The organism is Streptomyces alboniger (assembly GCF_008704395.1).
Lineage (GTDB): Bacteria > Actinomycetota > Actinomycetes > Streptomycetales > Streptomycetaceae > Streptomyces > Streptomyces alboniger.
Genome location: NZ_CP023695.1, coordinates 6854312 through 6874757, shown reverse-complemented (window position 1 = coordinate 6874757; position 20446 = coordinate 6854312). Strand labels below are relative to the sequence as shown.

The window sequence follows — 20446 nt, the reverse complement described above, 5'->3', positions numbered from 1 at the left end:
GCGCGGCGAGTAACGGCACTCTCCGGGGGGGGCAGGCCCGCGCGACATCACACCCGCCGTGATGTAGGTCACACCATGACGGGATCGCGCTTTGGGTAGGCGGCGCATGATCGCCTGGGTTCGCACCTGGGAAGCACCACCGAAACACGGAGGTATCCATGTCCTCGAAGCGACGTCGCAAGAAGAAGGCCCGCCGCAAGAACGGCGCGAACCACGGCAGCCGTCCCCAGTCCTGACGACGGGTGACGGCGGGAGGGCGGCACCGTACGGTGCCGCCCTCCACTGTGCCTGCCCCTCACGGGAGTTGAGGGAGCGTCCTCGCCGGAGGCGGTGGCGAGGGAGCGGGCAATCATGAAATCGTTGCGGAGCCGTTGGCGGGCCACAGAGGTGAGGGCGTTCCAATCATGGAGATCCTGGGAACCACGCTGCGCATCTGCGTCGAGGACCTGGAGTCCTCGGTCGCGTTCTACGAGCGCCTCGCGGGCGGCAAGGCGATGCGCTTCGAGCGCGGCGGCGTCTCCGTGGCCGCGATCGGCTGCTTCCTGCTGATGAGCGGCCCGGAGCAGGAGCTGGAGATCCTCCGCAAGGTCTCGGCGACCATCGCGGTGCGGGACGTGGACGAGGCGTACGCCGTACTGAACGCGTCCGGCGCCCGCGTCATCGCGGGCCCCGTCCCCACCCCCGCCGGGCGCAACCTCATCGCGATGCACCCCGACGGCGCCGTCTTCGAGTACGTGGACCGCCGCGCCACGGCGACCTGACCCGGCCCCGGCCAGCCCCGGCCCGGTTCGCCCCGCGCCCTAGGGCCGTAGCCGGAAGTCGTAGCGCGCCGGGATCTCCTCGCCGCCGGTGGCCGCCGCCCACAGGTCGCCCAGGGGCTCGGCGCCCTCCCGCAGGTCGGCCGCCTCGAACCCTTCGTCGAAGACGGCCCGCACCGCCGCTATGTCGCCCTCGGCGTAGCGGATCTGGGCCTCGACGAGGCGGAAGCGGCCCTCGGCGCGGGTGGTTTCGTGGAGGCGGTCCCACACCGCGCGTGCCGCCTCCGGGCGGTCCGCCGCCAGCAGCCCGGATATCGCCTCGCGGCCGAGCGCGGCCGTCGCCGCCGTCCAGGCCGCGCCGTCGTCACGCCGCTCCTGGCACAGGTCGTCGAAGGCCTCCGCGTACCGGTCGGCGGCCCGCTCCAGATGTCCCTCGACGGCGTCCGCGACGGCGAGGCAGCGCAGCAACGGCCAGCGGGACAGGGCACGTTCGAGCCCCCGCTCCCAGCTGCGGACGGCCTGCGCCCGGTCGCCCTCGTGCCACTGCGCGACCCCCAGGTGGTACTCCGTGAGCGGTCGCGCGGGCGCTGTCTCCAGCATGTCGCGCCAGTTGCGGCTGACGAGCGTCGGGCCGGGCGGAGCGACCTCGCACGGCTCGGGAAAGGCTCCCGAGCGCAGCAGTTCGAGCCAGGGCGCCTGCTCGGTACCGAGCGTCGACTCGTCGAAGGGCGTGCCCGGCAGCTTGTACTCGGCGCGCAGGACCTCCAGCGCGCCCCAGCCGGAGCCGACCGCGAGCACCTCCCCCGGCTCGGTGTCGGCGCGGGCCAGCCAGGCTACGTAGGCGGCGTCGACGGCCTCCCCGGGCAGGGCGTCCGCGAGGCGCGCCCGGGTCTCGGCGCACGCGTCCGCCCAGTCGCCGTGCACGAGGTCGGCGCGTGCGGACAGCGGCCCGTACGACTCCAGCCAGCTGAACTCGGTCCCGGCGTCCAGGCGTACGTGCTCCAGCTGCGTGCGCGCGAGGCCCGACTGGATCTCCGCGTAGCCGCCGGTGCCGGGTTCGGTGAGCCACTCCTGCCAGCGCCGCCCGCCGCTGCCGGTGCCCCAGACGAAGAGCTTGCGGCCGCGCGGCAGATCCGTGGAGGTCTGCACGAGCCCGTGGCCGTCCTCGTCGAGCGCGGCGATCCACCGCCGGGCGCCGTCAGGGACGTCGAAGAAATAGTCGGCGGAGTACTCGCTGCGCGGCGGGTACGTCCGGTCGGCGCCGTCGGACACGGGCACCGGCACCCGTCGCAGCCCGCCCGGGTGGGCGAACCGCCATGCCTCGTCGGCGGGGGCGAGCACCCTGCGCTCCTCGGGCACCGCCATGTTCGACCACCAGTAGACCGGCGCGGGCTTCTCGTGCGGGTTGCGGATCCGCACGCCGACGTGGAGGAAGTCGGAGTCCTCGGGAAGCCAGAGGTCCACCTGGAAAGGCAGGTCGCGCAGCCGCTCCCACTCCCACAGGCGCAGCATCTCGCCGCCGTCGGGCGCGGTCACGCGGGCGGCGTGCACGGGTGCGCAGGACAGGGTGGTGTGGCCGGTGGCGCCGATGTTCCACTCGATGCCCCCGGAGAACCACGCGCCGTTGAGTGCGAAGCCCGCGGGCTGCAACACCGGGTTGCGGTAGAGGAGTTCGCGTCCGGTCGGCTTGTGGAGGAGGGAGTGGACGCGCCCTCCGTAGCCGGGCAGGACGGTGGCGCGCAGCCGGCCGTTCTCGATGACGAGGGTGCCGAGCGGCGTATCTGTGCGCTTGCGTCCGTAGCCGTCGAGGAGCCGCACGGGCAGCAGGCTGCGCAGCGGCTCGTACCCGACCTGGCGTGCCATGTCGCGCGGCAGGCCGTTCTTGGCGCGCTCGTCCGGGGTGTGCGGGTCGCCGGGCGGCCGCAGCGGGGGCAGCGGGTTCTCGGGGCCGGTCGGGGCGACGGGCAGGGTCAGTACGTCACGGCGCACGGTGGTCTTCACGATCACCATGGAACACGGTCACGGCGGCGCCGCCCAGGGGCCCTTCGGGCCAGGATTGCGTAAAGGCCGCACCGCGCACATCGCACCCGCTCCGCCGATATTCCGTGGGCGTCCCGCCCCCGGCGACGTACCCTGATCCCTTCGGCCGTGGGCCGCCGGCCGGGAGACCGGCGGTCGACAGACCGGCAGTCGAGAGAGAAGAGCGCGAGGACATGGGCACCCAGCACACCTACCGAGTGATCGTCCGAGGGACGTGGGACGAGCTGACGGACGCGTCACGCGCGGCGCTCCTCGCGGAGGTCGAGGAACACGGCCTGGCCCAGATGAAGTTCACGCCCGAGGGCACCCTCACCTACGACCGCGCGCTCAAGCACTTCTCGCTGCGCTACGTGGTGGTCTCCGACGCCGAGGACGGCGAGGAGATGGCGGGGGCGCTCGCCGAGGAGCAGGCCGAGACGATGCTGAGGGAGCGGGGCCACGGCTTCCGGGACCTGCGGTCGAGCGTGACGGACATGGACACCATGAAGATCAACCGGAAGCCTTCGCGGCGCTGACGGGCACCGGCACCGGCGCCATGTCGGCGGTGATGGCCCAGCGTTCGTGGTCGCGCCAGGCCCCGTCGACGTAGAGGAAGTCCGGGGAGAAGCCCTCCAGGCGGAAGCCGGCGCGGCGCACGAGGGCGATGGAGGGGGCGTTGCCCGGCTGGATGTTGGCCTCCAGGCGGTGCAGCCCCAGCTCCCCGAAGGCGTACGCCATGACGAGGCCGAGTCCCTCGCTCATCAGCCCGCGCCCCGCGGCATGCGCGAAGGACCCGTAGCCGAGGGCTCCGCTGCGGAAACCGCCCCGCACGATGTTGTTGATGTTGATGAACCCCGCGATGGCCCCGCTGTCGCGCTCGCACACGAGGAAGCCGGCCCTGGCCGGGTCCTCGTCGAGCGCCTTCGCGTACGCGCGGTAGGCGTCGTCCGAGGCCGGCGGGAAGAGCCAGGGCCGGTGCAGTTCCCGGCTCTCGCGGGTACGTGCGGTGAATTCGGCGGAGTCCGCGCAGGTGAAGGGGCGTATGGCCACGCGGGAGCCGTCGGCCGGTCGGGGGGCTGTGTCGGGCATCGGGCCACGCTACCCGTGGCTACCCGTGTGCCGCGAAGCCAGGCGGCCGGGTCACCCGCCGGGGCACTTCTCGGTCTTCTTCACGACGCCGATCGTGACGGCCTGGCCGTTGAGCTGCCGGCCCGCGGCCGGGGACTGGGAGCACACCTTCCAGTTGAGGGGCCACAGGACGGTGCGGCGGTAGCCGCTGACGTCGTGGACGTCGACGCGAGTGCGGTAGTCGAGGGCCGAGAAGACGTGCACCAGGCCCCGCCCCCGGAACTCCGGCATCGGTGGGCCCGCGGCCGCGGCGGTGGTGACCGTCATGAGGGACGCGGCGAGCGCGGCGCCCGCGACCACGCCCGCGCGCCTGGCCCGGGCCTTCACTTGCGCCTCCCGATGAAGTAGACCCCGCACAGGGCGCCGATCAGCCCCGTGCCGAGCAGGGCCATCCACAGGGGCATGGTCACTTCGGGGATCAGCAGTCGGATCTTGGTGCTGCGGGTGTTCTCGAAGATGAAGACCAGGGTGAGGACGGCGACCGCGGCGACGGCGACCCTCCCGGGTGTCATCAGCCCGCCGCCGGTGCCGCCCGCCCGGGAGCCGCCCGTGGAGGTCTTGGGGCTCATGATGTGGACCCTTCCGTCGGAGGTACGTCCGGCCTCCCCCGGCACCAGCATGGGCGGCTGGGCCGGGTTCGCGCGCGGTGGGTGTGCCTCCGGGGTGGGGCGGTGGGCCGTGCGGGTGACGTCGGCGGGCGGCCACGGGCGGAGCCAGGACGCTGGTCCCGTTCGACGCGCAGGAGATTGCTACCGACCGGTAAGCACCTGCTCGGCACCTGGTCCGACGCGCGTCAGCACGTCAGCACGTCAGACGAGTGCCGGCACGTCCAGCGTCAACGTGCCCGCGTCCGCGTCCAGTTGGCCCGGTACCCCGAACGGCACGGTCAGCGCCCCGTCGCAGTGCCCGAACCCGAACTCCTCGACCATGGGCACGCCGAGCCCGCCGAGCCGGTCGGCGAAGAGCGCCCGCAGCTCGTCGTGGGGCCCGCACTGCTCCCAGGAGCCGAGTGCGATCCCCGTGACGCCCTCCAGCCGGCCGGCGCGCAGCAGCTGCGTGAGGCTCCGGTCCAGGCGGTAGGTCTCCTCGCCGATGTCCTCCAGGCACAGCAGGCCGCCCCGCGCGGAGGCCCGCGCCCCGGGCGTGCCCAGCTCCGTGGCGAGCAGCGAGACGCAGCCGCCGAGCGTGACGCCCCGGGCCCGGCCGCCGACCAGCGCCTTCGCGCGTCCCCGTGCGGTGATCACCTGGGCGGCCTCCGGAGTGAACAGGGTCGTGCGCAGATGTTCCTGGGCGTCCGCGTTCTTCAAGAAGTCGGCCGCCGCGGTCATCGGGCCGTGCAGCGTGACGATCCCGAGCCTCGTGGCGAACGCCTCGTGCAGCGAGGTGACGTCGCTGTAGCCGAGGAACACCTTGGGTCCTGCCGTCCGCGTGGCCGCCCGCAGCGCCTCCCAGTCGACGAGGTCCACCATGCGCTGGACGCCGTACCCGCCGCGCGCGCAGAACACGGCGGCCACGGACGAGTCGCACCACGCCCGCTCCAGGTCACGTGCGCGGTCGGCGTCCGCCCCCGCGAGGTAGCCGAACTCCCGGTGTGTGTCCAGGACATGGGGCATGACGACGGGGTCCAGGTCCCACCCGCGCAGGATGTCGAGACCCGCTTCGAGCCGGTCCTCGGGCACGGGGCCGCTCGGCGCGACGACGGCCACCCGCGCGCCGGGCGTGAGGCGCGCGGGCCGTGCGAGGGATATCACTTGCCCAGCTCCAGGGTCGGCACGGGCGCGGCGAGGTCGAGCCGGAACACCTGGGCGTAGAGGGAGAGTTCGGCTTCCAGGGCGCGGACCATGGTGCCGGCGCGGCGGAAGCCGTGCCCCTCCCCCTCGAAGGCGATGTAGGCGTGCGGGATCCCGCGTCCCGCCAGCCGGGCGAGGAACCGCTCGGACTGCGCGGGCGGACAGACCGCGTCGTCGAGCCCTTGCAGGATCAGGAAGGGCACGGTGACACGGTCGGCGTGCTCCAGCGGCGAACGCTCCGCGTACCGCCCGGGCACCTCGTCGAGCGGCCCGACGATGGAGTCCAGGTAGCGCGATTCGAGGTCGTGGGTCTCCCCGGAGCCGAACGCGGCGAGGTCGAGGACGGGGTAGATGATCGTCCCGCAGGCGTAGACGTCGGTGGTGGTCAGCGAGACGGCCGTGGTCCAGCCGCCCGCGCTGCCGCCGCGGATCGCGAGCCGGGCGCGGTCCGCGGTGCCCTCGTCGGCCAGCGCCAGCGCGACGGCCGCGCAGTCCTCGACGTCGACGATGCCCCACTGCTCGCGCAGCCGGTCGCGGTAGGCGCGCCCGTACCCGGTGGAGCCGCCGTAGTTGACCTCGGCGACGCCGATGCCGCGCGAGGTGAAGTAGGCGATGGCCAGGTCGAGGACGAGGGGCGAGCGGCCGGTGGGACCGCCGTGCGCCCACACCACGTAGGGCGGCAGTTCGTCGTCGGGCGCGACGTGGCCGGGGTGGTGGGGCGGGTAGATGTGCGCGTGGACGGTGCGTCCCGCCGGGCCCGAGAAGGTGCGGATCTGGGGCTCCGGGTAGTACGCGGGGTCCACCGGGTCGCCGTGGGCGGCGCCGACGACGCGGGCGTGTCCTGTGCACGTGTCCAGTTCCACGACTTCGTACGCGCTGCGCGGACTCGCGGCGACGCCGACCACGCGGGGGCCGTGTGCGGCGAGCGTCGAGGCCCACTCCGTCCAGGGGCCGGCCGCGTCGACGACCTCGCCGGTCTCGGGGTCGAGTATGCCGAGGGCCGTGGCGCCCGTGCCGTGCACGACGGCGATCAGGCCGGTGTCCAGCGGCGCGAACCAGGTGAGGCCGACCTGCCACAGCGGGCCCGCGAACTCCTCCTCGCGCGGGCACAGGGCCTGTACGCCGGTGGGGTCGTCCGGGGCCGCGCGGTACAGGTTCCACCAGCCGGTGCGGTCGCTGGAGAACAACAGCCGTCCGTCCGCGGCCCATTCGACCTGGGCCACGGACTCCTCGGGGCCGCCCGCGAAGGTCCGGGGCGCACCGAACGCGCCGTCCGGGGAGACGTCGGCGAGGATCAGTTCCGTGCCGTCCCACGGCATGCGGGGGTGGTCCCAGGCGATCCAGGCGGCGCGGGTGCCGTCCGGCGAGACACGGGGGCCTGTGACGAACCGGTGGACGCCGTCGGACAGTTCGCGTACGGCGCCGCGGTCCTCGGCCGCCGAGCCGTCGAGCGGCACCGCGGCGATGACCCGGCGCACGTCGGTGGGCGCCTCGCCGGTGAACTCCTCAAGGACACACCAGACTTCGCCCCGGTCGGGGCGCAGCACCGGATCGGCCCAGCGCAGGCCGCCGCCCACGGCCGAGAGCGGCGTCAGCGGCCGGGGCGCGGCGTCCGGGACGTCGGGTTCGTACGCGTACAGGCGCTGGTCGGCGAAGTTCGCGAAGACGAGCAGCGGCCCCTCGGGGCGGTCGGCCCCGGCCCAGGGGCGGCCGCCGTACTCGACGACGCTGCTGCGCACGTTCCACGGCGCGGGCAGCACCGAGCGCTCCTCGCCGTCGGGCAGCCGCCGCACCAGGGCGCGGCGCCCGCCCTCGGTGGGCCGCGGCTCGGTCCACCAGGCCTCGGCGCCGACGAAGCCCACGTACCCCGGGGCGCCGTCGTGGGTGGCGGCCAGCTCGGCGTCGATCGGCGAGGGCCATGATCCGTACGCCCGGGTCTGCGTCATGTCCTTTACTTCCCCCATTGTCTAGGCCGTGCGCAGAAAGCGGTCGAGGACGCGGACGCCGAAGTGCAGGGCGTCGACCGGAACGCATTCGTCGACCCCGTGGAAGAGTGCCTGATAGTCGAAGCCCTCCGGTGTCCTCAGCGGCGAGAAGCCGTAGCCGGTGATGCCGAGCCGCGAGAACTGCTTGGCGTCCGTACCGCCCGACATGCAGTACGGCACGACGTGCCCCTCGGGCGCGAACTCCTCGACGGCCGCCCGCATCCGCGCGTACGTCGGCGAGTCGACCGGCGCCTGGAGCGCCACCTCGCGGTGGTGGAACTCCCAGTCGACGTCAGGGCCCGTCAGCAGGTCAAGCGTGTGGCGGAACTCTTCCTCGCCGCCGGGCAGAAACCGGCCGTCGACGTAGGCCACTGCCTCCCCAGGAATCACATTGACCTTGTAACCCGACTGGAGCATCGTCGGGTTGGCGCTGTTGCGGACCGTCGCCTCGACGAGCGCGGCGGTCGGGCCGAGCTTCTCCAGGAAGGCGTCGACGTCGAAGCCGGGCGCCTCGGGGTCGGGTTCGAGGCCGTAGAGCGCGGCGAGTTCGACGAGTGAGGCGCGCACGGTCGGGGTGATCCGCACCGGCCACCGGTGCTCGCCGATGCGGGCGATGGCGGCGGCCAGTCTGCTCACCGCGTTGGCGCGGTTGACCTTGGAGCCGTGCCCGGCCTTGCCGCGCGCGGTGAGCTTGAGCCAGCCCGTGCCCCGCTCCCCCGCCGCGATCGGGTACAGCTGGTTGCCGCGCCCGTCGTGGAAGGTGAAGGCGCCCGATTCGCTGACGCCTTCCGTGCAGCCCTCGAAGAGCGCGGCGTGCCGGTCGGCGAGGAACCCGGAGCCGTCGACGGCGCTGGCCTCCTCGTCCGCGGTGAAGGCGATCACGATGTCGCGCCTCGGCCGCACTCCGGCGCGTGCCCAGCCCCGTACGACCGACAGGATCATCGCGTCCATGTTCTTCATGTCGATCGCGCCGCGGCCCCAGACGACACCGTCGCGGATCTCCCCGGAGAACGGGTCCACGCTCCAGTCGGCCGCCTCCGCGGGTACGACGTCCAGGTGGCCGTGGACGAGCAGTGCGTCGGCTCCGGGGTCGGTGCCCTCGATGCGGGCGACGACGTTGGTGCGCCCCGGGGTGCGCTCCAGGAGCGTCGGGGTGAGGCCCGCGTCGGCGAGGCGTTCGGCGGCGTACTCGGCGGCGGGCCGCTCGTGGCAGTCGCCCCCGCCGCGGTTGGTGGTGTCGATGCGGATCAGCTCGGAGGTGAACGTCACGACCTCGTCGAGCGTCAGCGCGTCCACCTGATCCCCGGGCTCCTGCTCCTGGTCCTGCTGCTGGCTAGCCATACTGCTCCTCCACGGCGGCGGAGGCGATCGTCGTAACCGCCTTGAAGGTACGGATCCCCTCGTACATCGTCTCGCTGTCGTACGCGACCTTGCGCTCCCCCGTACGGCGCACTCCCGGTACGACGGTCGTGGCCATCGACAGGTGCTCGGCGTCGAACTCGACCTCCACGGTGAACGGGCCGCCGGCCACCGGCTCGTGGCGCACGGCGAGCGCGGCGGCGTCCTTCGCCGCGGCCCGGATGTCGGCGGCGGTGCGGGCCGGGGTGCGGCAGACGGCGGCGTACCGCGAGACGTGGTCCTTGACGGCGACCTTCAGCGCGCCGGGCGCGTAGCCGAGGGCGTCCTCGCAGGCCACGTCGTCGCCGGTGACGAGCACCACGGGCACGCCGTACTCGGCGACGACATGGGAGTTGAGCAGCCCTTCACTGGCGCGCACGCCGTTGAGCCACACGCCGGTGATCTGGTTGGAGAGGTAGGTGTGCGCGAGGACGCCCTCCATGCCGGCGCCCGCGTGGTAGCCGATGAACGCGATGCCGTCCACGTCGCCGTGCTGGACGCCCTCCACCATGGAGAGCGACTTGTGCCGACCGGTGAGCATCTCGGCCCGCTCGTCCAGCTCTTCGAGGAGCAGATTGCGCATGTTCCAGTGCGCTTCGTTGATGAGCACCTCGTCGGCGCCGCCGTCGAGGAATCCGAGCACGGCGGCGTTCACATCCGAGGTGAACATGGCCCGGCACCGCTCCCACTGCGGTGTGCCCGGCAGCACATCGGCCGGCCAGGTCACTCCCGTGGCGCCCTCCATGTCGGCGCTGATGAGGATCTTCACAACTTTCCACCATCCCCTCGGGTCTGAGCCACAGACAGCTCACACTGACATCACCCGTCGACATCAGTTGCCGGGCTACGCCGCAGCGTGAGTGTAAAGGGACGCGCGTCCCCGCCTCTGTCGAAGGAGCCCCCGTGCCCGAACAGCCCGTACTCGTCCTGGATCCTGCCAGTTCCGACCACCACGCCGAGCACGAGGCCCTGCGCGCCCGCGGGGCGGCCACGCGCGTGGACGTCCTCGGCGTGACCGCCTGGTCGATCAGCGACCCCCAGCTTCTCAAGCAGCTCCTCAACAGTGCGCAGGTCTCCAAGGACGCCCGTGCCCACTGGCCGGACTTCCCCGAGGCCGTTCCGACGTGGCCCCTCGCCCTGTGGGTGGCGGTGAACAACATGTTCACCGCCTTCGGGGACGACCACCGCCGGCTGCGCCGCATGGTCGCGCCCGCCTTCAGTTCCCGGCGCGTGCGGGCCATGCGGTCCGACGTCGAGTCGATGGTCGACTCCCTCCTCGACGCTCTCGCGTCCCGCCCGGCCGGGGAGAGCGTGGATCTGCGCGAGCACCTGGCCTATCCGCTGCCGATCGCGGTGATCGGCCGCCTCATGGGCGTGCCCGACAGCCGTCGCGAGAGCTTCCGCGCCCTGGTCGACAACGTCTTCTCCACCACCCTCACCGCCGCGCAGGCAGCCGCGAACACCGCCTCCCTGTACGAGGCCCTCGACCAGCTGATCGCGGCCAAGCGCGCCGAGTCCGAGCCGGGTGACGACATGACCTCGCTCCTCATCGCCGCGCGCGACGACGAGGGCGACGGCAGCGGTTTCACCGACGCCGAGCTGCGCGACACACTGCTGCTGATGATCAGCGCCGGGTACGAGACCACCGTCAACGTCATAGACCAGGCCGTCACCGCCCTGCTGACGGACCCCGAGCAGCTCGCGCACCTGCGGGCCGGCCGCGCCGACTGGAACGACGTCGTCGAGGAGACCCTGCGGCACGAGCCCGCCGTCAAGCACCTGCCGCTGCGCTTCGCCGTCGCGGACATCCCCCTGCCCGACGGGCGGACGATAGCCCGGGGCGAGGCGATCCTCGCCTCCTACGCCGCCGCCAACCGCCACCCCGACTGGCACGGCCCGACCGCCGACCGCTTCGACGCCACCCGTCCCTCGAAGGAACACCTGGCCTTCGGCCACGGAGTGCACTTCTGCCTCGGCGCCCCGCTCGCCCGCCTCGAAGTGACCACCGCCCTCCGGTCGCTCTTCGAGCGGTTCCCGGACATCGAACTCGCGGTCCCGGCCGAGGAGTTGCGGCCGCTTCCCTCGCTGATCAGCAACGGCCACCGTTCCCTGCCGGTCCGCCTGCGGCCCTGAGAGGGTCAGGTCAAGGGTTACGGGTGTCCTCCGCCGAGTCCGTCAGGGCGGCCATGCGGCGGAGGACGTCCGGGCGTACGACGACGAGGGCGCGCCGTCTACGGGTGATGACCCCGCGCTCGCGCAGTTCCTTCATCAGGCGCGCCACCGTCTCCCGTGATCCGCCGATGGTCCCGGCCAGCTCCTGCGAGGTCAGGGGCACCGTGACCTCGATGCCCTCCTCGGTGCGGCGGCCGTGGCTCCGGGCGAGGTCGAGCAGCAGTTCGGCGAAGCGCTCGCGTGCGGTCGCCGAGGCGAACCGCAAGCGGCGCTGGTCGGCCTCCCGGGTCTGGTCGGTGCTGAAGCGGAGCATCTCCAGGGCGGCTTCGGGCGACCGCTCCAGGAACGCCCGGAACCGTGCGCCTTCGACCACGACCGCGCTGACCGACCCCAGCGCGGTCACGGTGGCCGAGCGGGGGCGGCCCCAAAGGGCCTCGCCCTCACCGACGATGTCGCCCGCGCCACGCAGGGCGAGCAGTGTCTCGTAGCCGTTGGCCGCGGTGGCCGAGACCTTGACCCAGCCGTCGACGATGAGCAGGACGTGGGTGGACAGCTCGCCCTGGCTCAGCAGCACCTCGCGCGCGGCGAAGGACCGGTCTTGGCCGAGGGAGATGAGAGCGGTGCGGTCCTTCGCCTTCAGGCGGGCCATGAAGGGGGTGCGGTCGGACGGGTCGCCGGGGCTGGGCGCGGGCCGGGCGGCGTCCGGTTGGGGGGCGGAGTCCGGTTCGGGGGCGGGCTCCGGGTCCGGGGTGGTCACGTCGAACCGCACGATCGGCGTAACGGAGACGGTGAGGCCGGACTTGGCCGTCACCAGGCCGACGACAGCGCCTGTCTCGTCCAGAACCGGTGAGCCGATCCGTACGACGATCGCCTCCAGCAGCCGCAGGCTGACCGGCGACACCGCTCTCGCCCTCGTGCGGAAGAAGTCCGCCCGTCGATCGCCCGTGGTGGTCACCACCGTGTACGTTTTCGCCGGACGCAGCGGGGCCCCGAAACGGCACTCGACAGGGCCACCCCTTTGAGCGGGCCACAGAGCGCCCGCCAGCTCCAGCAGTGCCAAGTGGCCCGCCACCGCCACCACACGCGCATCGACCGAATGGTTCCCGTCCTGGGTGACGGTCAGTCGGCCCTCGCCCCTGATGTGGGGCGCGATCACAGTCCGTCCCGAGTCGCCCGGGACACCGACGTACAGCCTGCGGGAGTCCTCCGCGATGATCTTCACCAGATTGCCGACCGGGGCCGGGCGGGAGGACGACGCGCGGACGAGTGCGTCGCGGAGCAGGGCCGGGGGTTCGTCGGGGCGGCCCGGGGCCAGTACGTTGTGCGCGAAGTCGTTGATGGTGTAGGCGCCCATGACCGCTTGGGACGGGGGTTCTTCCCGGCGGTGCCTCCTCAGGAAGCTGAGGCCGGGGGCCCACTCGGTCGTCGCGAAGTCGAGTGCGTGCGCCAGCCAGATGGGGTCGTCACCGAGGGCGCTCCACTCGCTGACCGTGAGGTACGCGGGTGCCACCTCGGCGAGCGTCCCGGCGGGCAGCGGCCCCGCATGACCCAGGCGCCGCGCGTCCACCGCCGCGTCGATCAGGGCTCGGACGGCCGGGGGCACCGCGCGGTACCGGTCCATGGTGTCCGGACCGAGCGCGAGGCAGCGCGGCACGTGGCCGTCGGGGGAGCGTTCCAGCGCCGCCGCGAGGTTGTGATCGGCTTCCGCGGCCTGGCGGGCGCGGTGCAGTTCGGCCGCGCTGAAGGCGGCGGGGACGTGGATCTCCCGCGCGGCGGGGTGCAGGGTCCCCTCCGCCCAGGACGACGTGGCGATGGTGGCGAGCACCAGGGGGGACGCCCCGCCCCGGTCGAGGAGTTGGCCGGCGTTGGGGAACCTTTCGAGGCCTTCGAGCAGGACAGCCGTGCGGGGGCGCAGCGTGCCGAGTCTCTCCAGGACCTCTTCGTCCGAGCCCGGAACCCAGAAGTCCCACCCCGGTGGCAGCTTCCGCAGGGCCTCGACGGCCGAACGCATCATGCCGGACCACGCTTCCCCGGTCAGCACCACGAACATGGGCTCGCCCCCGAGGGCGCGGGCGATGAGGTCGTGCAGCTCGGCGTCGAAGTCGCGGGGCACATAGGTGGTGGGCAAGGTGGTGCCCGTATCCCGGGCCGCGGCCCCGGACGCGTCCGGCTCCCCCGGCACCGGCACCGGCGGAACCACCACCGCCTCCGGCTTCTCGGCGAACGGCACCGCCCCCGCCCGGATCCGTCGCCCACCCGTGCCGTTCGTGATCGTACGCAGTGCCGGGAAGTCGCCGCTCCCGGCCTCGCGGCGGCCGACGTACTCCCCCACCTGACGGCGTACCAGTTCCTGGACGGCCGTGATGTCGGGCCGCAGTTGGGCGCCGAGCAGGGCCTCCCGTACCCCCGGCAGGAAGTGGAACTCGAAGCGGTCCGGGTCGAAGGTGCCGTCCGCGCCGGGCCAGGGCGCGAAGAGGCCGCTCAGGGCGACTTCCGCGAGGTGGCCGTGGACCGACTGAGGCAGCATCACCCGGCGGACCACGCTCATCACGGGGAGGGTCAGCGGCACGGCGGACAGATAGCCGGCGAGGTCCTGGGCGGCGGGTGAGGCGCCCTCCTGGAAGCGGCGGATGGCCTGCGCGGGGTCGGCCCGGCCGGGGGCCGCGACCGGGATGTCCGGATCCCCCGGACCCGTGCGGGCCACGGCGTCGGCCCCGACGGCCGACCGGGCGATCGTCAGGCACGGCACGCGGGTCCAGCGGCCCGCGCCGGACAGCAGGGACGCCAGCGCCCCGAGCCCGGCCGGGGACGCCTCGACGACCGGGATCGCGACGCGGTCCGCGAGGCCGCCCCCGCCCGGCGGGGCGGATCGCGCGCGAGCCCTGACGGGAAGGGTGTCCCGGGGCCTGGCCAGCCGCCACGACGCGTTCGGCGCCGCGGGCCTGGCCGCCCGGACGAGTACGCCCTCGGGGGTCACCGCGCCCCTGTCCCACAGGCGCCTCGGCAGGAGGTTGAGGACCGCGAGCGCGCCGTGCGCCGCCCACTGGCGCAGCACGGCCTCGACGCCGGGACCGCTCCAGCCCGCGGCGACGGTGTCGGTCACCACCAGGACGAGGCGCCGCCCCGACGGGTCGGCGATCTCGTGGGGGCTGCGGGGCGCGCCGCCGGAGCGCCGCGCGACGGCCGGGGTGGCGCCCGCGCCAGTGCCGGTGAGCGTCCAGACGCGTACGTCGCGGAAGATCCCGCTCTGTTCCAGGGCGCGGCGCAGCTCGGTGACGACGTCGTGCCAGAGCAGCATCGAGTGGTGGGTGTCGACGACGAGGGCCAGGTCGAGCCAGCGGCCGCGCTCCGGTTTGAGGACGGCCACCGTCATGCGCTGCTCGGCGCTCGCGGTGACGCTGCGCTCCTCGTCCAGTTCGGTCGGCGCCCTGCGGTCGGTGACGGCCCGGCGGCCGAGAGGGCGCAGGGCCCGCATCAGGCCGAGCGGGTCCTCCAGGGCGGGGGCGCGCGGCACCAGGACGGCTTCGCCGCGCCGCCCGCCGGGGCCGGGGGCGCCCCCGGCCCGCGCCGGCACGTCCTCGACGGCGCCCGCGCTGTAGTACGAGGCGCCCGCCGCTTCGGTGCCGCCCGGTCCCTCGTCGCTCTGCTCGCCGTCGGCGGCGGGCGGCCCCGTGGTGCCGTGGGCCTGCCGCTCCTGGGCGTCGATGCGCTCGGCGAGCCACAGGATGTCCGCGAGTTCCTCGGGGCCGACGTCGTCGTCGGCCCGGGACAGCGCGGCGAGCAGGTCGTCGATCACCGGGCGGACCTCGTACGGGTCATCGCGGGCCTCATACGGACGTCGGGCCGGTGAGGCGTTGCAGGACCGTCTCCAGGAACTTCTCGCGCTCGTCGGCCGCGCTCCAGGCGCCCCTCATGCGCAGTTGCACGGCGTTGAGCAGCTGGTCGGTGGCGAGGTCGCCTTCCTTGCGCCGTTCGACGAACGCCTCGACGAGGTCGCCGAATCCGTCGTCGCTCTCCAGGCCGAGGCGCTGCCGCACGATCTGGGTGAGCTTCTCCTTGCCGGGCGGTTCCATGTGCAGCCGGATGCAGCGCCGCAGGAACGGCGGCGGGAAGTCGCGTTCGCCGTTGCTGGTGAGGATGACGACGGGGAAGGACCGGCAGCGCACGCGGCCGTCGTGCACCCAGGCGCGCTCCTGGGCGTCGTCGTGCGTGCCGATCCGCACGGACCGCTCGTGCCGGGCGACCCGCGCAAGTTCGGGGATGTCGAAGGAGCCCTCCTCGAAGACGGTCAGCAGGTCGCCGGGGAGGTCGATGTCGCCCTTGTCCAGCTCGTCGACGAGCAGCACCCTCGGCCTGGAGTGCGGCAGGAGCGCGGTGCCGAGAGGCCCGAGGCGGAGGTAGGGCTCGATGGATCCGCCGCCCGTCCCGGGCGCCTCCTGGAGCTGGCGCAGATTGGCGTCGTGCAGCCGTCCGATGGCGTCGTACTGGTAGAGGCCGTCGCGCAGCACGGTGCGGCTGGTGATGGGCCAGTGCAGTACGGGGCCCAGTTCCAGGTCGGCCGCGATGCTGTACGCGAGCGTGGACTTGCCGATGCCGGGCTTTCCGGTGACCAGGAGGGGGCGGCGCAGGTACAGGGCCGTGTTGACGGCGTCCTTCTCCTCGGTGTCCGGGACGTATCCGCGGCCGCGGCGCTCCGTCTCCCGCCAGCTGGGCGTGTCGGTGTCGGGCGGGGGCGCGTACTCGTAGTCCGAGAGGTGTGCGGGCGTGAAGTCCCTCCACGGGGGCCGCTGTTCGGCCAGCTTCCTGTTCCGCTCGTCGGCCGTCCCCGGCCCCTGGTAGATCCACCACTTCTTGGGTGTCATGTTCTTGGCCGTCATGACAGTGGCCGCCTTTCCGGTACGCGTTCGGGGTCGTCCCACAGGAGGGCCGGCGGGGACGGCGGCCGGGTGCCCGCCGCCGCGGCTCCCGGGCGGGGTATGCGCAGGGCCTTCAGGACGCCGGGGAGGCGGCCGACGTCCGGCGTGCCGGTGCCGCCGCAGGTGCGCAGGGCGGTGGCCAGTTCGCCGCGGGGGCGTCCTTCGCGGCCGGGGCGCGGCCAGAGCGCGATGGGAATACCCGCGTCGAGCACGGCGTCCAGGGCGTCCATCAGGTGCTCGTCGGAGACTTCGGCGAGGACGCAGACGGGCGGTTCGGTGGCCTGGAGGCAGGCGCCCAGTTCCCCGGAGACGTCGCCGTCGGTGACGTGCTGGACCGCCTCGGGGTGGGCGCCGCCGTGGGACTTGAACCACTGCCACTTGCGGTGCCAGTGGCTGCCCGCGAGGCCGTCGCGTTCGTCGGGGCAGCGCACGACGACCTCGTAGGACCAGCCGAGTTCGACGGCCTTGCCGCGCCGTCCGATGGGCAGCCGCCAGCGTTCGAACTCCGTGGTGAGCAGGCCGTAGGGCACATGGAACTCGATGCGGGCCGGGGCCGCCGCGCCCCCGGTGAGGAGCTGTCCGGCGAGGTGCTCGCGGACGGCGTCCAGGGTGAGCGGCAGCTCGGCGTCCCTGACGGCCTCGAAGGCGCCGTCGCGGTGCAGCCACATGCGGGTCCAGTAGCCGCCGCCCGCCGGGTCCTCGGTGAGGCGTACGTGCAGTGCCGCGGGCTCGGGGTCGGCTTCGGGGGCGGCGGGGACGGGGGCGGCGCCGAGGCGTTCGCGGGTGGCGTCGACCCAGGCCTCGGCCCGTTCGGCCCAGGCGGGGTCCGGGGAGCGGGCCGCGAGGTGGCGTACGAAGGGCAGGGTCAGGGGCAGGTCGCCGCGCCGTCCCTGGCGGGCGTCCAGGTCGTGGGCGATGCCGGTGAGGCCGCCCGTGGGCAGGCCCCGGTGGGCGGGGAAGACGCAGCCGGTGATCTCGAAGGCCCAGCGGTACGCGTCGTGCGTGTGGGCGGGTGTGCCGCCGCCGCGCAGCAGCGGTCCGAGGGCGTTCCAGGCGGTCTGGTCGAGGTGGGCCGCGGTGGCGGGGGCGGCGCCCGGGGCGGCCCAGTGGTCCCCGAAGATCGTGGAGTCGTCCCAGTCGCGGTCGACGAGGAACTGCGGGTTCTGCCATGCGTGTCCCGTGGCGCGCAGTTCCCGCAGGTCGGCCTGGACGGCGCGGGCGAGGGCGACGGCGCCGTTGACACTCTCGTCCAGGGTCCGTTCGGCGAGGCGCCGCATCAGGGTGTCGGTGAACTGGCCCGCTCCCCGGTCGGCGAGGTTCTGGGCGAGTTCCCCGGCGCGTGCGGCGTACAGCGTGAACTGGCGCCGACGCGGGTTGAGCCGTAATCCGCCGTACTCGGAGTCCCCGAAGGTGAGCGACTTGGCGCGGTCCGCTTCCACCCGGCAGGCGTCGCCGAGCACGATCTGGCGCGGGAACCGGTCGGCGGGGACCTCCGACTTCCACCACCGGAGCGCCGCCTCCAGGTTGAGGTGGACGGTCCGGGTGGTCGTGGCGTCGGTGTACGGCAGGAGGAGCTGTCTGCGCGGGTCGAGGTAGCCGTGGCCGGCCCAGTAGATCCACAGCAGGTCGCCGTCGCACGCGGGGAGTTCTTTGAAGAGGATCCGTTCGACGTTCTCGCGGGTCGGTACGAGGTGGTGGCGGGTGGGGGCGGGCGCGGCGGCCACGGTGCGGTCCAGCGGGGAGAGGAGCAGGTGCACCTGGTCGGCGGGGACCTGGGCCGGGCCGGTGAGCCAGTCCGCGACGCGCTCGGCGTCGCGGGCGGCGCCCGGCAGGTCCCAGCGGGTGCTGATGTCGTACGACTCGATGCCGACGACGAGTGCGAACACGCGGCGCGGGTCGACCGGTCGGGCTGTTTCGGTGGTCACCGCTCGGCCCCGGCCTCGATCCCCGTCCTGATGCGGTCGTACACCGCGTCCAGTTTCCAGTAGGCGCTGTGGCTGAGCGGGAACGGCTGGCGGCTGCGCACCTCGTGGTCGGTGACCCGGGGGTCGCCGGGGAAGACCGGTTCCGCGCGGTAGGCGAGGAGGTCCTTGCGGTCGTAGATGTTCAGCCAGTTCGGGAATCCGGGCGGCAGGCGGTCCGCCGCGGGCGGGAGGCCGGTGAGGGCGCCCAGTTCGTGCAGGAACGGCGCCTGTGAGCCGACGGTCACGAGAAGCGTCGGGGTGGGCGGCGGAGCCTCGCCGGGCGGGCCCGCGGCGGCGAGGGCGTAGAGGTCGACGAGCGCGATGCCGCCGAGGCTGTGACCGATCACGACGGGCGGCTCGTCGCTCGCCGCGATGAGGCGCGCCAGCGAGTCCCGCAGGGGGCGGCCCCGCGCCTGGTAGCGCAGGATGTCGCCGAGCGCGGGGACGGTCCCGCCGGTGAGCGGGGGCCGCCAGAGGTCGAGGGCGGGCTGGACGGTCAGCTTCAGGGCGAGGGTGCCGAGGACGGCCGCGGCCCGGCCGCCCGGGAAGCGTCCGGTGCCCCCGAGGCGGTCGCCGATGAGGTCGGCGAGGCGGTCGCGTTCGTCGCCGGTGCACAAGGCGTCGTCCCCGGCCGCGCGCAGCGCCGCGGCGACGACGGCGCGCGCCGTGACCGCGACCAGCTCACGTGCGGCCACGGCGTCGTGGGTGGCGGCGCAGGCCTGCGTGAACTCGGCGGAGTACGCGACGGCTTGAACCGCGCCGGGGTAGTGGGGGGCGAGACCGGTGGCCCGCAGCAGCGCGGTCCGCTCGGTGAGGGCGGGGGCGGGGGTCATGGCGGTGGTGGAGGCGGGTGCGGGTGCGGTAGCGGCGTCCGGCGCATGGCCGCTCGCGGTAGCGGCGTCCGGCGCATGGCCGCTCGCGGTAGCGGCTTCGGACGCACGGCCGCCCCCAGAGGCCGCGGGCAGCGCGGGCGGCGCGGGTTCGAGCGTCAGCTCGGCAAGTCCGGCGGCGACTTCCTCGCCCGCGCCGCGGACCCCGGGCATCCCGAGGCCGTCGTCACCGGCAGCGGTGATCTCCGCCAGGACGCGCAGCTCGCAGAGCGGATCGGCGAGCAGCAGCTGCCAGGCCGCGGCCTCCTCGTCGAGCGGGGCCCAGCTCTCGGCTCCGCGCACCCCGTCGACACCGGGGATCGAGGCGCCGCCCGCCGCGAGGGTCGCGCCGTGGACGCCTCCCCAGTAGGGGGCCTCGACGCGGGCGCCGGGGAACCTGTCGGTCAGCTTGGTCGTCACGAGCCGCGTCAGCTGTTCGTGGCGCTCGCGCCGCACGCCGGTCCCGTGGACGAAAATGAACCGCATGCGCGCCGGACCTCCCCCTCGTGCCGCCTGCCAGCAGGAGGATAGCGGGTAATCGTACGACCACGCAGCGGAGTTGAGGCGGCGACCTCGCCCCTCTCCGGCGTGGCCAGATCCTTTCGGGCCGGGGCCATCTGGCCACTGGTTGGCGCCGGGGCGGGGCCCGCAGGATCGGGGCATGAAGGTTCTCTGGATTTTCGCCCACCCCGAACAGCGCTCCCTGGCCGGCTCCCTGCTGGCCGAGGGGCTCCGCACGCTGGAGGCCCTCGGCCACGAGCACCGCGTCTGCGACCTGTACGCCATGGGCTGGAAGGCCGTGGTGGACGCCGACGACTTCGGCCCCGAGGGCTCCCGCGCCGCGCCACGCGATCGCCTCTTCGTCGGCGCGGAGCAGGAACGAGCGTACGAGGAAGGCCAGTTGAGCGCGGACATCCGCGCCGAGCAGGAGAAGATCACCTGGGCGGACACGCTTGTCTTCCAGTTCCCGCTCTGGTGGTTCGGGCCGCCCGCGATCCTCAAGGGCTGGTTCGACCGCGTACTGGTGCAAGGCTTCGGATTCGGCCTCAAGGGGCCCGACGGCCGCACCTTGCGGTACGGCGAAGGCGGCCTCGCCGGGAAGCGCGCGCTGGTCGTCACCTCGGTCGGCGCCCGGGAGTCCGGCTTCGGCCCGCGGGGCATCCACGGGCAGCTGGACGAGGTGCTGTTTCCGTTGCTGCACGGCACGTTCTGGTACACCGGCATGGCCGCGCTCCCGCCCTTCGCGGTCTACGGGGCGGACCGGCTCTCGCGGGCCGGCCACGCACGGAGCGCGCAGGCCCTGCGCGAACGCCTGCGCGCATTGGAGACCACACCACCGTTGCCCTTCCGCCACGAGAACGGCGGGGCGTACGACGAGGACCTGGTGCTGCGCCCACAGTTCGCCCCGGGCCTGTCGGGAGTGGGCGTGCACCGCTGAGGCGGGACC

General features: G+C 73.6%; 17 protein-coding genes. 5 read left to right on the top strand and 12 right to left on the bottom strand.

Annotation, left to right across the window (positions count from 1 at the left end; all coding sequences use genetic code 11):
* Positions 1–158: 158 nt before the first annotated feature.
* Entirely contained in the window at positions 159–236 is a 78-nt protein-coding gene (locus tag CP975_RS36680; protein WP_370443954.1) for a 50S ribosomal protein bL37, read from the top strand.
* Positions 237–404: 168 nt separating this feature from the next.
* Entirely contained in the window at positions 405–761 is a 357-nt protein-coding gene (locus tag CP975_RS30170) for a VOC family protein (protein WP_055535976.1), read from the top strand.
* 39 nt (positions 762–800) lie between these two features.
* On the opposite strand, the gene CP975_RS30165 is transcribed toward CP975_RS30170, so the two are convergent.
* A complete protein-coding gene (locus CP975_RS30165) occupies positions 801–2768 on the bottom strand; it encodes a DUF5107 domain-containing protein (RefSeq protein ID WP_199783217.1) in 1968 nt (655 codons plus the stop codon).
* Between the two features lie 203 nt (positions 2769–2971).
* On the opposite strand from CP975_RS30165, the gene CP975_RS30160 reads away from it, so the two are divergent.
* A complete protein-coding gene (locus CP975_RS30160) occupies positions 2972–3313 on the top strand; it encodes a DUF6204 family protein (protein WP_055535975.1) in 342 nt (113 codons plus the stop codon).
* Here CP975_RS30160 and CP975_RS30155 read toward each other — a convergent pair.
* The 7 genes from CP975_RS30155 to CP975_RS30125 form a co-directional block, all read right to left on the bottom strand.
* Positions 3288–3866, bottom strand: coding sequence for a GNAT family N-acetyltransferase (locus CP975_RS30155; RefSeq protein WP_055535974.1), 579 nt, complete (start codon positions 3864–3866; stop codon positions 3288–3290). The two genes, CP975_RS30160 and CP975_RS30155, sit on opposite strands and share 26 nt — an antisense overlap.
* Positions 3867–3917: 51 nt before the next feature.
* On the bottom strand, positions 3918–4232 hold the full coding sequence (locus CP975_RS30150; protein WP_246201683.1) for a hypothetical protein: 315 nt from the start codon (positions 4230–4232) through the stop codon (positions 3918–3920).
* Positions 4229–4474 carry a LapA family protein gene (locus CP975_RS30145; RefSeq protein ID WP_055535977.1) on the bottom strand — a complete coding sequence of 82 codons (246 nt, stop codon included), beginning with the start codon at positions 4472–4474 and terminating at the stop codon, positions 4229–4231. Before CP975_RS30145 ends, CP975_RS30150 begins: the two co-directional genes overlap by 4 nt.
* A 240-nt stretch (positions 4475–4714) precedes the next feature.
* Positions 4715–5656 carry a S66 peptidase family protein gene (locus CP975_RS36040; RefSeq protein ID WP_055535973.1) on the bottom strand — a complete coding sequence of 314 codons (942 nt, stop codon included), beginning with the start codon at positions 5654–5656 and terminating at the stop codon, positions 4715–4717.
* A complete protein-coding gene (locus CP975_RS36035) occupies positions 5653–7641 on the bottom strand; it encodes a S9 family peptidase (RefSeq protein WP_246201682.1) in 1989 nt (662 codons plus the stop codon). The genes CP975_RS36040 and CP975_RS36035 overlap by 4 nt, the downstream gene beginning before the upstream one ends.
* Before the next feature lie 21 nt (positions 7642–7662).
* Positions 7663–9021: a M20/M25/M40 family metallo-hydrolase gene (locus CP975_RS30130; protein WP_055535971.1), complete on the bottom strand. Its 1359-nt coding sequence runs from the start codon at positions 9019–9021 to the stop codon at positions 7663–7665.
* Entirely contained in the window at positions 9014–9847 is an 834-nt protein-coding gene (locus CP975_RS30125) for a M55 family metallopeptidase (RefSeq protein ID WP_055535970.1), read from the bottom strand. Before CP975_RS30125 ends, CP975_RS30130 begins: the two co-directional genes overlap by 8 nt.
* A gap of 134 nt (positions 9848–9981) precedes the next feature.
* Here CP975_RS30125 and CP975_RS30120 point away from each other — a divergent pair, with 134 nt between their 5' ends.
* Entirely contained in the window at positions 9982–11211 is a 1230-nt protein-coding gene (locus tag CP975_RS30120) for a cytochrome P450 family protein (RefSeq protein WP_055535969.1), read from the top strand.
* A gap of 10 nt (positions 11212–11221) precedes the next feature.
* On the opposite strand, the gene CP975_RS36440 is transcribed toward CP975_RS30120, so the two are convergent.
* The 4 genes from CP975_RS36440 to CP975_RS30100 are packed head-to-tail and all read right to left on the bottom strand — an operon-like array spanning position 11222 to position 19485.
* Entirely contained in the window at positions 11222–15046 is a 3825-nt protein-coding gene (locus CP975_RS36440) for an SAV_2336 N-terminal domain-related protein (protein WP_342787997.1), read from the bottom strand.
* Between the two features lie 31 nt (positions 15047–15077).
* A complete protein-coding gene (locus tag CP975_RS30110) occupies positions 15078–16127 on the bottom strand; it encodes an AAA family ATPase (RefSeq protein WP_246201681.1) in 1050 nt (349 codons plus the stop codon).
* The gene (locus tag CP975_RS35180) at positions 16124–18091 is read right to left on the bottom strand and encodes a VMAP-C domain-containing protein (protein ID WP_167532754.1); all 1968 of its coding nucleotides are present in this window, start codon (positions 18089–18091) and stop codon (positions 16124–16126) included. Before CP975_RS35180 ends, CP975_RS30110 begins: the two co-directional genes overlap by 4 nt.
* On the bottom strand, positions 18088–19485 hold the full coding sequence (locus CP975_RS30100; protein WP_150477565.1) for a hypothetical protein: 1398 nt from the start codon (positions 19483–19485) through the stop codon (positions 18088–18090). Before CP975_RS30100 ends, CP975_RS35180 begins: the two co-directional genes overlap by 4 nt.
* A 175-nt stretch (positions 19486–19660) precedes the next feature.
* Between CP975_RS30100 and CP975_RS30095 the strand changes: the two genes are divergently transcribed.
* The gene (locus tag CP975_RS30095) at positions 19661–20437 is read left to right on the top strand and encodes an NAD(P)H-dependent oxidoreductase (protein WP_055530602.1); all 777 of its coding nucleotides are present in this window, start codon (positions 19661–19663) and stop codon (positions 20435–20437) included.
* Positions 20438–20446: the final 9 nt, after the last annotated feature.